We start from the raw sequence: 11,897 nt of genomic DNA on the forward strand, positions 1-11,897 counted from the left end.
AGACGCAATCGATGATGCGTTCATCGTGACTAGCCGCCTCCGGGGTACCGCGCCGTTGGGGTTTGTGAGGTCTCAGATGAGGCCGAAGGTGATCGCGATCAGGAAGAACACGATCAGCCCGACGCTGACCAGCTTGAAGATGTAAGCGGCCTCAACATCGCGCCCAAACCACTCAAAGTCTGGCCCCCATAGGACGGTTGCGACGAACCCCAGAACGAGGGTCGTGATCAGCAGGATCACGTAGACGGTGTCCATTGATTGAGCCTTCACTCGCGGACACCGAATGTCCCATCAGCATTCTGGTGATGTCCCGGAGGTCTTCACGCACAGTATCGGCATGCCAAGTTACCAACCTTGGCAGAAGAAGTTGTGTGTAGCAAATGCAACGCAGTCTGCCGTGCGTCCGATCGAAAAATCTCCGTGCCGAAGGACGCGGCCCATCAACCGGAGCTACGCACCGACCTCTCCCGATGGAGCGAGGCGAAACGAGAGCGTGGCTGACCGCTCGGATCAGCCAAATGCCTCAGATCTAGACCGGCTTGCCATGGCCGTGGAACAGCCGGCCCTTCTCGGTGATCAGGACGATGACCAGCGCGCTCGACGTGCAGGCCAGGAAGCCCGCCGCGAACGGCAGCGCGCTGCCGTCGAAGGCCTGGCCGACGACGGCGCCGGCGGCCATGCCGAGCAGGGTGGTAATCGAGCCGTACAGCGACGACGCAGTGCCGGCATTGGCGCGCTGCGGCTCCATCGCCAGCGCGGTGAAGTTCGCGAACATCAGGCCGAACGTGAACATCATGCCCGCCGACAGCAGCATGAACAGCCACAGCGGCAGCATGCCGAGAACCGCCGCGCTGAAACAGGCCAGCGCGATGACGACGCTGCCGACCAGCGCGCCATGCGAGATCATGCGCATGCCGAGCCGCCCGACGAGGCGGGCATTGAGGAAGCCGGCGACCGCGATGGTCACCGCGATCGCCGCGAAGGCGAGCGGGAAGTAGCGGCCGAGATGATAGACGCCGGTGAACAATTGCTGCGAGGACAGCACATAGCCGAGCACGGCGCCGAAGATGCCGCTCGCGGCGAGCGCATAGCCCAGTGTCTGGCGGTTGGTGAGGGTGTTGCGGAAGGCCGCGATGATCTCCTTGACCGAGAACGGCTTGCGCTCGCTCTCGGGCAGCGTCTCGGGCAGCCGCATCGCGGTCCACAGCAAGGTGACGATGCCGTACAAGGTCAGCACCACGAAGATGCCGCGCCACTGCGTCAGCAGCATCACGGCCTGGCCGAACGACGGTGCGATCACAGGAATGGCGATGAACACCATCATCGCCAGCGAGACCACGCTCGCCATGCGGCGGCCGGCATAGCAGTCGCGCACGATCGAGGTCGCAATCACGCGCGTCGCCGCGGTGCCGAGGCCTTCCAGCGCGCGCGCCAGCAGCAGCATCTCGAAGGACGGGGCGGCGATCGCGAGCAGGCTGGCGACCGCATACAGCACCATGCCGCCGATCAGCACCGGGCGCCGGCCGAAGCTGTCGGACAGCGGGCCGATCACGAACTGGCCGAGGCCGAAGCCGATGACGAAGGCCGACAGCACCGTCTGCAGCCGGTTGGCGATGTCGATATGGAACGAGGCGCCGATGTTCGGCAGCGCCGGCAGCATCATGTCCATCGCCAGCGGATTGAGCGCCATGATCGCCGCGACCACGATGACGAATTCGGTGAAGCCCATCGGCCGGTGGCGGACGATCTCGATGGTGTCGGCACTGGTATCAGCCAAGGCGCGGGCCTTCCACGGTGTTGGGAATGCGGGAGAGAGAACCGATAGATATCGGGTTTGCTGCGTCGCACAAGGCGTGTTTCGGAATGGCTGCTCACCGGTGCCGGCGTTGGCGTGATTGTGACTGCCCGTGAGCCGCGGAAAATTGCGCCGGCGGCGCCGCGATGGTAACGGCCGTGTGATCGACGTCCGGATCCAGGCCCGCATGAAGACCTACAAGATCGTCGTCCATGTCCCGGAAGCGGCGGGTGACGCCGTGCGCCACGCGATGGGCGAGGCGGGCGCCGGCCGCATCGGCAACTATGATCATTGTTCGTTTACCTCGAAGGGCACCGGCCGGTTTCGCCCGCTCGCCGGCGCCAACCCGGCGATCGGCGCGGTCGGCCGGCTCGAGACGGTCGAGGAGGAGCGCATCGAGGCCGTGTGCGCCGGGGACAGGCTGAGGTCCGTGATCCAGGCGATCCGCAGTGCGCATCCCTATGAGGAGCCGACGATCGACGTCTATGCGCTCGAGAGGGTGGACTAGCATGCCGATGCTTCATCTCATGCTGCGCGGCTTCCGCACTCTCCTGATCGCGGCGCTGTTCGCCACGACCGCAGCGTCCGCGGCGCGGGCCGGCGACGCCGCGCCGGCCGACCAGATCTCGGCGTTCCGGCTCGCCCATGGCGAAGGCCGCGTGACGCGCGACGCGACGCTCGACCGCATCGCGATGGAGCAGGCGCGCGCGATGGCCGACAAGGACGATCTCAGCCACGAGGTGCTCGCTCCCTTCACCCGCCGCGTCGCGCCGTCGAAGGCCGGCCGCGCCGCCGAGAACATCGCCTACGGCTATGACAATTTCGACAAGACGCTGGGGCAGTGGATCAACTCGGCGGGGCACCGCAAGAACCTGCTGCTGCCGAAGGCGACCAAGGTCGGCATCGCCAGCGCAAGGAATGCCAGCGGCAAGCGCACCTATTGGGCGATGGTGATCGCGGGCGACTACGACGCCGAGAAGCCGAAGGGCGCTCCGAAGAGCAAGGGCAAGGCCGTGGTCGCGCGGACGGCGACACGATCCGGGAAGGGCGACGCCAGGCCGGTGACGCGCTGGGGCGCCAAGCCGGCGTCCTCCGCCAAGGACTGCCACCTCAGCATCAAGGTGATCGGTCTCTGCATCTGAGCGCAGTGACCTGCGGCCATGGCTGAACGCGACGCCCGCCGCGCGATCACGCCGTTGTGCGAGGGAGGCTTGTTGCCGAGGCGAGTTTCGTCGGATATGCAAGCAATGGTTGTCTTTTGGACAGCCAGTATCGTGAAGATTTTTCATCTCATTTTGAACGGAGACCATCATGGCAGTCATTGAGCAGACCTCGGCCACCAGCACCAATCCGCAGACCGTCTCGGCGCCCTACCAATGGTCGCTCACGTCCTACGAGGAGCAGGGTAATCTGTGGCTCAAATGGAGCACGAACGCGCCGTTCCGCGCGCAGCAGGGGCAGATCTCCGTCTACAGCGGCAGCAGCTTCCCTTCCGATCCTCAGAAGGACCGCAAGGCCTGGTCGTGGGACAACGAGCACGGCGGCGGCTCGGGATGGGACACGGGCTTGCGCTACGGCTCCGACTGGCATTGCGCCTGGATCGCCGAGAAGAGCCCGAACGGGCCCTACGCCTACGCGGTCAAGCTGATCACCAAGGTCGCCGCCTGACCTGAGGCGGCGTGAGAGGTGGGCTCGACGAGCCCACGTACTTCGCCGCGCTGAGACCTGTGCCTCAGCGCGGCTGCTTCTTCAGGTGCAGATAGCCGGGATCGAACTCGCCGATCGCGCATAGCCGCGTCCAGTCGTGCACCGTCAGCATGCCGCTGCGGAAATCGACCGCGCGGCTGGCGCGCAGCTCGAGCAGCGTGCGGTTGACCGTCGCGATCGCCATGCCCAGCGCCTCGCCGAGCTGCACGAGGCTGACCGGCAACTGCAACTGATCGTCCCGGACGTGTCCGAGCGCGCGGGCGCGATAGAACAGTTCGCAGAACATGTGCGCCATGCGCGCCGGCTTGCTCCGCGCGCTGTTGTTGGTGATGGCCTCGCGGAAGATCGACGCATCGATCAGCGTCTCGCGCCAGATCGCAAAGCCGAGCGTCGGCCGCCGGCTGATCGCGCGGGTCAGCTCCTTGTGCGCAATGCTCGCCACCACCGCCGGCCCGATCGCGCAGACGGCGTGATCCATGCGGTCGAGGAAGATCGCCTGGGCATCGGGCCAGTCACCCGGCATGTGAAAGGAGAGATACTGCCGCTGGCCGCCGGACAGCAGGTGATAGCGCGCCACCCATCCGGAGATCACGACGACGGAACGGTCCGGCTCGTCGCCCTGGCGGATGAGGTCCTCCTGATCGGCAAGCTCGCGCAAAGCGAAGCTGAAATGCCGGATCTCGGCGATGTCCTCGCCGGTCAGCTTCGAATGCTCCCTGAGCTTCTCGGTGACGATCCGGTCCGCATCCATGAAAATCGTACCGTCCGGGCGCTGTTTTGTATCAAATGAGACGACGGAGCCGGCGATGCCGACTAAGGTGGCTTTCAGCAGATGCGGTCGAAGTTGCCGGTCGCCGCATCGGGAGAACAGCCGTGCCCCACATCGCGTTCCTCTCCCGGCTCCGCCAATTGTTCGGTGGCACGGGGCCGCATATCGAAACCATCGCAGCTGCCCTCGCCGACGGCCGCATCAAGCAGCCGGCGCATCCGATGTCGGATCAGGAGCTGTCGCGCGCGATCCGCGAGTTCCAGAGCCGGCCGGCCTCGGAGGAGGCCTTGAGGAAGCTCGCGGAGCGGCTGGCGGCCGCGAAGCCCGACCGCCCCTCGTGACGGCTCTCATGACGATCTGGCGGGATCCGGCTCCAGCAGGAACAGCATCAGCCGCACCAGTTCGTCCTCGAGCTCGCGCGTGCCGACGAGGCGATGCTCGCGCATGACGGCAGCCCGGATCGGGCCCAGCGCAGCGCGGACCAGGATGAAGCGGCGCGCGGCCGGCATCGCCTCGCTCCGCAAACCCACCGTCTGGATCAGCCGTTCGGTCATGCGGTCCACCATCTCGTGCAGCGCCTTCTGCAGCTCCGCGTCATTGCCCAGCAGGCCGAGCAGATAGCGCCGCACACGGTGGCGGCCGGCGAACGGGGCGAAGCCCTGGCGCACCGCTGCGCGCACGATCGCCTCGCGTCCAAGCCCGCGATGCGCCTCCAGCGCCTCCCCGAACTCCGCCTCCTGGCGAGCGAACTCGCGCAGCACCAGCGCACGCAACAGTGAGGTCTTGTCCCTGAAATAGCTGTAGAGCGTGCCGATCGAGAAGCCCGCGCGCTCGGCGATGGCGTTCGTGCTCAGGCCCTTGCCGCCGCCGCTCTGCAGAAGTTGAGCGGTTGCCTCGAAGATCACGTCGAGGGTCTGCCGCGTGCGCTTCTGCACCGGGGTTTTTCGAAGTATTTCAGGAGCTTGCTGCACGGTCTGAACCTCGGCGGGCGGACGGGCGAAATCGAGTAGGCGTTGCTGCCGGCTCGGGTTAGATCAGAGCCCGCATGCAGGCGGCCGGACAATGAGTGGATGTGCTCCGGACCGGGCCTGCTTGCGCCGGGCTGAACCTCATTTGAACGAAGGACTGATTGCCATGCTGCGCGTCGCATTCCCGTTTGTCACATTCATCGCCGTCTCCCAATGTCTTCTGTCGCAGGCCGCGCTGGCCGGCAACCGCGCCGCCGCCGACAGCTGTGCCGCCAAGCTGTCGCCGGTGGCGAAGCAGATCTACGACGCGTCTGCGCCGGCCATCGGCCCGGACAGCGTCGTCAAGGACGTCATCGTCGAGCGTGTCAGGCCGCTGGTGATGGCCGGAAGGTTCGATCGCGACACTGCCCGCGCCAACGCCACGCCGGCCGGCGAATGCCTGGTGCTGCTGAAGTAGGTCGCGCCGCGCCCCGCAAGGTTTGGAGGCTGCGATGGGACATCAGGCCGCAGCCTCCCGGAGCAGGCGGCGTCGCTCCGGGGCAACCCGGCTTGGCAAGTTCAGCCGACTCGCGCATCACTAGGTGATGCTGGAGCTTCTCACCCGTCACTGGGTTGCCGGCGCCGTGTTCATGGCCGCGGCGCTGCTGGCGTTGGTGCCGCTGCTGGCGGCGGACTGGCCGCTCGCGCTGCTGCTGATCTTCCTGCATTCGCCGGGCTACATGATCCACCAGGTCGAGGAGCACACCGGCGACCGCTTCCGCAGCTTCGTCAACACCGTGATGTTCGGCGGCCGCGAGGCGCTGACCACCGGCGACGTGCTTTGGGTCAATTGCGGCGCGGTCTGGGGCATCGACCTGATTGCGCTCTACGTCGCCTGGATCGCCGGCCCGGCCTGGGCGCTGGTCGCGCCCTATCTGATGCTCGTCAACGCGCTCGGCCATATCGGCCCGGCGCTGCGTTTTCGCGGCTACAATCCTGGCCTCGTCACCGGCATCGTCCTGTTCATTCCGCTCGGCCTCGTCACCGTGCTGACGATCCCGGCCACAGCGGCGCAGCATGCCCTTGGCTTCGGCCTGTCGCTGCTGCTGCATATCATCATCGCCGCCAACGCGATCCGTCGCGCGTCGCGGGCCCGCGCCGTGGCCTGAGCGCGCGGCCTCATTCGCCCGGAACGAGCTGGATGGCGCGTGCCGGCTGCGCCGGCCGCCGCAAGCGCCGCCGCGACAGATAGAGCAGCGTGCCCGTTACGGCGAACAGCGGCATCAGCGCGGCAGCGAGCATGAAGGCGAGCTGGCCGGGCCAGCCGAGAATGCTGCCGCGGTGGATATCCAGGATGCGGGCGAGCACGCGTTCGCCGGCGGTCTTGTCGGCGTAACGCTCGGCCGCGAGCAGCCGGCCCGTCGCGCCGTCGATACGGAATTCGTCGCGCCGGCCGTCATGCGCCTCGCTCGGCCAGGCGCGCACGCGCACCGCCGCGCCGGCGGCCGCCGGCAAGGTGAGCTGCATCACCGCGAAGCGATCCCCGATCTGCTCGCGCAACGTGGCCCACACCAGATCGAGCGCGACAGGCTTCGCGTCCGCAGACCCGGAGCGGCCCTCGCGCGGAGCTTTGCTGGGCATCGATGCTCCTGATGTCGCCGGCGCGAGCAGCGCGGTCAGCCCGGCCTTGTACCAGGCGTAGGAATAGGACAGCCCGGTCAGCGCGATCACCAGGTAGACCGGCAGCACCCATGTGCCGATCACGCTGTGCAGCGAGCGATGCAGGCCGCGTCCGCTCAGTCCGAGCTGCGGCTTCAGCCATGCGTTCGCGCTCGTGGCGCGGCGCGGCCAGCGCAGCACGATGCCCGTGATCAGCAGCACGACGAGGCCGAGCACGGCGGCGCCGGTGATCTGCCGGCCGGCGCCGTTGCCGTCGCCGGGCAGCAGCAGCCAGCGATGTAGGTGGCGCACGGTCGTGAAGAACGCCTCGCCGCGGGGCTCACCGAGCACGCGGCCGTCATAGGGATCGACCAGCAGCGAGGAGGGATGGCCGCCGTCATCCTTGCGCGCGAAGCGGACGCGCGCGGCGGCGGAGGGATCGCGCGACAGCGTGATCGCGGAGACCTTGCCGATCGCCGGGTCGGCCTGCAGCCGCGCCATCAGCTCGGCGGGCGAAAGCGGCGCTTCCGAACGCGGCGCGACGTGGGACAGTCTGGCGTTGAGACCGGCCTGGATCTCGTCCTCGAAACTCATGATCGCGCCGGTGATGCCCATGAAGGAGAGGATCAGCGCGGCCGCAAGACCCAGGACAGAGTGGATCTGCAGCAGCGCCGGTTTGATGAAGGACGTCACGCACGCTTCTCCTTGGCTCAGAACTTCACCGTGGCCGACAGCGACACCCGCCTCGCATCGCCGACCGCGACGGTCAGCGCGCTGTTGGCCGAGGGGTAGTAGACGTTGTCGAACAGGTTCTTGACGTTGAGCTGGTAGATCACCGGCAGGTCATGGTGCCTGGTCTCGTAGCTCGCGAACACGTCGGCGACGACGTAGGACGGCAGCACGAAGCTGTTGGCGGCGTCGCCGGCGCGGTCGCCGACATAGCGCGCGCCGCCGCCGAGCCTGAGCTGGCCGGGCAGCGCCGTGCCGAACTCGTAGACGAGGTAAAGCGAGGCGGTGTTGAGCGCGACGTTCTGCAGCCGGTTGCCGCGATAGACCGGGTCGTCCGTGACCCTGGCATCGGTGTAGCCGTAGCTGCCGATCATGGTCCAGTGCTCGGCGATCTTGCCGGTGACGTCGACCTCGGCGCCGCGCGAGCGCACCTTGCCGGCGGTGGTGTATTCGACGACGCTGCTGGCATTGGTCTGCGACACCAGCACGTTCTGCTTGTCGATGTCGTAGACCGCGACGGTGCCAGACAGCCTCTTGTCGAGATCGAACTTGAAGCCGGTCTCCCACGCCGTGCCCTGCTCGGGCGCGATGTTGGAGCCGAGCACGACGCCGCCGGTGAGCGGCGCGATCGTCGAGTTCGGCTTCAGCGACTGCGTGTAGCTGGCATAGAGCGAGAGCTGGTCGTTGAGCTTGAGGATGGCGCCGCCGAGCGGCAGCACGGTGTCGGCGGCGACGTCGGTATTGGCCTTGAACGGTCGGCCGCGGCCGGCGATCTGCTCGTAGTCCATGTAGCGCACGCCGCCGACGAAGGAGAGCTTGTCGGTGAGATGCAGCGTGTCCTGCACGAACAGCGAATACTGGCCGAGCTTGTCGGTCTGATCGCTGTCGCTGGCCGAGACCAGCGTGCCGGGTTGGATCAGCCCGTAGACCGGGTTGTAGACATTGAACACGCTCGTGACCTTGTCGCGGATCAGGTCCTGGCGATAGATCGTGCGATATTGCGCATCTCCGCCGAACAGCACCTCGTTGCGCAGGCCGCCGAGCCAGAAGGCGCCTTGAATATAGGACGTGCCGTAGCTGACCCGGCTCAGCGAGCCCCAGGTGCCATCATTGCTGCGGGTCTCCTGGCCTTTGGCGTCGATCGCGGTGATGCGCAGCTGGTTGGCGCTGGAGCTCTCGGTGTTGTAGCTGTAGGCCGCGGTGAGCTTCCAATCGTCGTTGAGCTTCTGCTCGACCGAGGCCTGGACCAGGTCGGACTGCCCCCATGTGTTGTTGAAGGGCTCGTCGAGCCGCCGCGTCGCGGGGATTGCCAGCGGCGCGCCGTTGACAAAGGCCGTGCCGCGATCGAACGGGGTGATGAACTCGCGATGCTCGTAGTTCAATTGCACGGTCGTCGTCTCGCCATACCAGGCGAGCGACGGCGCCACCAGCATCTCGCGATGGCGGCCGAAATTTCGCCAATAGTCCTCGCTGACGCCATAGCCGATGAAGCGATAGGCGAGGCCGCCATCGCCGATCGGGCCGGTGACGTCGAGCGTGCCGTCGGCGCCGGTCCTGCCGTTGGCGTAGGCCGAGCCGAGCAGGGTGACCGAGCCGTGTTGATACAACTCGGGGCGCTTGCCGATGGTGTTGACGATGCCGCCTGGATCCATGATGCCGTAGAGCAGCGACGCCGGGCCCTTCAGCACCTCGACGCTGTCCACGGCCGCATTGAGGCTGCGGCTCTGCACCAGCGGCAGGCCGTTGCGCATGATCGAGCCGTCGCGGTTGTCGCCGAAGCCGCGCCGCATCACGGCATCCTGCGTGCCGGCGAGCGTGTTGGCCTGGGTGACGCCGCTGATATTGGCGAGCGCATCGTCGATGTTGCGCGGCAACTGGTCCCTGATGACCTGCTCGGGCACGACGTTGACGGATTGCGCGGTGTCGAGCGGCGACGCGCCGCTGCGCAGCGTGGTCGCGCTCGGCATGGCGCGGTAGTTGAGCTTTGCAGCGTCGAGCACGGCGGCCTCTGCCGCGGCGCGTTCCGCGCGTGTCGGCATCGGCGGCGGCATTGCGCGCCGTGACGGCAGCGCACGCGCCTGGCGCTGCGGCGCGCTGGCGGCGCTCGCAGGCTTGCGCTTCGGCGCCGGCACGTCGACCGTCACCGGCGGCAGCGTCGCCTGCGCAAACACGGGAGAGGCGGACCAGAGGATGTCTGCGGTCAGAGCACTCACGAGCGCAATCGCGCCACGCATGCCGGTACGAGCGCGCGCATCGCGCCGGACTTCACACTTCGTCATCGTTCACTGCACTTCCACGTCGCACCGTTCGAGGGAACGGTCAGCTTGATGCGACGTCTAGCAACGCAGTGCAGCGAAAGACACAACGCGCCGGATTGAATTGCTCTAAGCCATGCGGTGTTGAAGTGTTCTAATTGGTTCGGAGATGCGCAGGTCGCGGCGTCTCTGCGGCATTGCGCATTTGATGATCACGATCGACGCGGAGTGATTATGATCGTGCGCGATATGATGCGTGACAAGCGCTCCACCCGAGCCGCGGACGGAGCGCTGCGGGTCTCGTTTTCCGGGACTGCGTGCCGAGGACTCTGAACGCTTGGAACCGGTCGTTGATGCGCGCGCGGCCGAGCCTATTGCGCTGCTGCGAGCTCCAGCTCGGCCGGCTTGCCCGGCCCGATCAGCGGAATGTCCAGCGTGATGCGCGTGCCCTGCTGCGGCCGGCTGTCGAGCTCGATGCGGCCGCCGAGCGTGGATGCCACGAGGTTGAAGGCGATGTGCAGGCCGAGGCCGGCATTGCCCTTCTCGCGGCGCGTGGTGAAGAACGGGTCGAACACCCGGCCGCGCACCTGGTCGCGCATGCCGACGCCCTGATCGGCGCAGACGATGCGCACCGACTCATCGCTGGGCTGTGCGACCTCCACGGTGAAGACGCCGCTGCTGTCGCCAGGATAGGCATGCGTCGCCGCATTGAAGGCGAGGATGCTGATGACCTGCCCGAGTGCGCCGGGATAGCTGGTGAGCACGATGCCCTCCGGGCAGGACAGCACGACCGTCAGTCCCTGGCGCACCAGCAGCGGGCGGAGCTTGGCGACGTGATCGGTCATCCAGCTTTGCAACTCGAAGGTCTGCAGCGCCTCGTTGGCCTGGTCGACGGCGACCTGCTTGAAGCTGTGGACCATCTCGGAGGCACGATGCAGGCTCTGCGTCGTCAGGTGCAGACCCTGCTGCAGCCGCGCGACGCCCCGCGCCAGATCCGAGCGCCGCACCGGGCCGCCGCCAAGCATGCGCGTGATCGCCTGGACGTCGCCTTCCATCGCCGTCGACGTGGTCAGCGCCAGCCCAAGCGGCGTGCTGACCTCATGGCCGACGCCGGCGACGAGCTGGCCAAGCGAGGCCAGCTTCTCTGCCTGCACGAGATGGGCCTGCGTGGCATGCAGATCGCGCAGCGAGGTCTCGGAGCGCTCCTTCTCCCGCTGCAGTGCCTCGGCAGTGCGGAACTGCTTGCGCGCCTGGTACTCCCGCGCCCCGACCGCATAGAGCGAGAGCAGGCAGGCATTGCCGACCAGCGAATGATCGATGAAGCGCAGGCCCGGCGGCAGCGGCTCCGTCGCGAGACTCTCGGCGACCGCCAGCGCGCTCCAGCTCGTCGCGCAGAAGATCGCGTAGGAGCCGGTACGCAGCGGCAGCATGGTGGACACGAACAGGATGACGATGATCATGCCGGCCGCGGAGTAGGTGAAGCCCGACGGCAGCACCCAGTAGATCGTCGGCAGCACGCAGCCGGGGATCACGCAATAGACCAGATGGATCGGCTCCGCCCATCGGCGCGCCGGCGTCGACAGCAGCGCCGTCAGCGGCAGCAGCACCAGCACGGCGGTGCCGCCGCGGATCGCGAGCGTCGTTGGCACGATCTCGGGATAGAGCACGAAGTCCCACAAGGTGTAGCCGGCAAAGGTGAGCGCACCGAGCAGCATCGCGATCTGCGTCCAGGCGGTATTGCCATGAACAAATTGATCAACGAAGCGCCGCTCCTCGACGGCATCCTCGAAACGCAGCCCCAGCCGCTCCAGCAATCCCAACATTATGCCACCGCAATCGAAAAACGATCCCCCACCGCAGGACGAGCCGCGGCGGGAGGGCAGACATACACGAGATGAGCTGCTCGCGAAAACGACGGGAGATCGCAGCCGTGGCCTGCGGCACGCGGAAGGTTATTAGAACTGTTCCAAACTGTTTCCGGCCCGGTCTGCCGGTCCGTCAGCACCAAGGCATCTGGACTCCGCTGCTATCAGGAG

General features: G+C 66.9%; 13 protein-coding genes. 6 read left to right on the forward strand and 7 right to left on the reverse strand.

Features of this window, described 5'->3' with window-relative positions:
• Positions 1-72: 72 nt before the first annotated feature.
• Together ACQR1H_RS07530 and ACQR1H_RS07535 are read right to left on the reverse strand one after the other, a co-directional pair.
• Positions 73-255: a hypothetical protein gene (locus ACQR1H_RS07530; protein WP_316179851.1), complete on the reverse strand. Its 183-nt coding sequence runs from the start codon at positions 253-255 to the stop codon at positions 73-75.
• A gap of 274 nt (positions 256-529) precedes the next feature.
• Entirely contained in the window at positions 530-1,777 is a 1,248-nt protein-coding gene (locus tag ACQR1H_RS07535) for a multidrug effflux MFS transporter (RefSeq protein ID WP_315803783.1), read from the reverse strand.
• A gap of 205 nt (positions 1,778-1,982) precedes the next feature.
• Here ACQR1H_RS07535 and ACQR1H_RS07540 point away from each other — a divergent pair, with 205 nt between their 5' ends.
• The 3 genes from ACQR1H_RS07540 to ACQR1H_RS07550 all read left to right on the forward strand — a co-directional run bounded on the left by ACQR1H_RS07540 (position 1,983) and on the right by ACQR1H_RS07550 (position 3,463).
• Positions 1,983-2,303: a hypothetical protein gene (locus ACQR1H_RS07540; RefSeq protein ID WP_315803782.1), complete on the forward strand. Its 321-nt coding sequence runs from the start codon at positions 1,983-1,985 to the stop codon at positions 2,301-2,303.
• Position 2,304: 1 nt separating this feature from the next.
• A complete protein-coding gene (locus tag ACQR1H_RS07545) occupies positions 2,305-2,937 on the forward strand; it encodes a CAP domain-containing protein (RefSeq protein WP_434907363.1) in 633 nt (210 codons plus the stop codon).
• A gap of 169 nt (positions 2,938-3,106) precedes the next feature.
• Positions 3,107-3,463, forward strand: a complete 357-nt coding sequence (locus ACQR1H_RS07550; RefSeq protein WP_316239601.1) for a hypothetical protein — start codon at positions 3,107-3,109, stop codon at positions 3,461-3,463.
• Between the two features lie 64 nt (positions 3,464-3,527).
• Here ACQR1H_RS07550 and ACQR1H_RS07555 read toward each other — a convergent pair whose 3' ends face one another.
• Complete coding sequence (locus ACQR1H_RS07555; protein WP_315803779.1) at positions 3,528-4,253, reverse strand: Crp/Fnr family transcriptional regulator; 726 nt, start codon at positions 4,251-4,253, stop codon at positions 3,528-3,530.
• Positions 4,254-4,375: 122 nt separating this feature from the next.
• Here ACQR1H_RS07555 and ACQR1H_RS07560 point away from each other — a divergent pair, with 122 nt between their 5' ends.
• On the forward strand, positions 4,376-4,612 hold the full coding sequence (locus ACQR1H_RS07560; RefSeq protein ID WP_315803778.1) for a hypothetical protein: 237 nt from the start codon (positions 4,376-4,378) through the stop codon (positions 4,610-4,612).
• 6 nt (positions 4,613-4,618) lie between these two features.
• Here the strand turns inward: ACQR1H_RS07560 and ACQR1H_RS07565 are convergent, their stop codons facing one another.
• A complete protein-coding gene (locus ACQR1H_RS07565) occupies positions 4,619-5,206 on the reverse strand; it encodes a TetR/AcrR family transcriptional regulator (RefSeq protein ID WP_434883285.1) in 588 nt (195 codons plus the stop codon).
• 199 nt (positions 5,207-5,405) lie between these two features.
• Between ACQR1H_RS07565 and ACQR1H_RS07570 the strand changes: the two genes are divergently transcribed.
• Positions 5,406-5,696 carry a hypothetical protein gene (locus tag ACQR1H_RS07570; RefSeq protein WP_315803776.1) on the forward strand — a complete coding sequence of 97 codons (291 nt, stop codon included), beginning with the start codon at positions 5,406-5,408 and terminating at the stop codon, positions 5,694-5,696.
• A 127-nt stretch (positions 5,697-5,823) separates the two neighbouring features.
• A complete protein-coding gene (locus ACQR1H_RS07575) occupies positions 5,824-6,387 on the forward strand; it encodes an HXXEE domain-containing protein (protein WP_316239604.1) in 564 nt (187 codons plus the stop codon).
• A 10-nt stretch (positions 6,388-6,397) separates the two neighbouring features.
• On the opposite strand, the gene ACQR1H_RS07580 is transcribed toward ACQR1H_RS07575, so the two are convergent.
• The 3 genes from ACQR1H_RS07580 to ACQR1H_RS07590 form a co-directional block, all read right to left on the reverse strand.
• A complete protein-coding gene (locus ACQR1H_RS07580; RefSeq protein WP_434874863.1) occupies positions 6,398-7,570 on the reverse strand; it encodes a PepSY-associated TM helix domain-containing protein in 1,173 nt (390 codons plus the stop codon).
• 17 nt (positions 7,571-7,587) lie between these two features.
• Positions 7,588-9,885, reverse strand: coding sequence for a TonB-dependent siderophore receptor (locus ACQR1H_RS07585; protein WP_316239606.1), 2,298 nt, complete (start codon positions 9,883-9,885; stop codon positions 7,588-7,590).
• Between the two features lie 347 nt (positions 9,886-10,232).
• A complete protein-coding gene (locus ACQR1H_RS07590) occupies positions 10,233-11,684 on the reverse strand; it encodes a sensor histidine kinase (RefSeq protein ID WP_315803773.1) in 1,452 nt (483 codons plus the stop codon).
• Positions 11,685-11,897: the final 213 nt, after the last annotated feature.

This window comes from Bradyrhizobium sp. HKCCYLRH2015 (assembly GCF_051168215.1).
Taxonomy (GTDB): domain Bacteria; phylum Pseudomonadota; class Alphaproteobacteria; order Rhizobiales; family Xanthobacteraceae; genus Bradyrhizobium.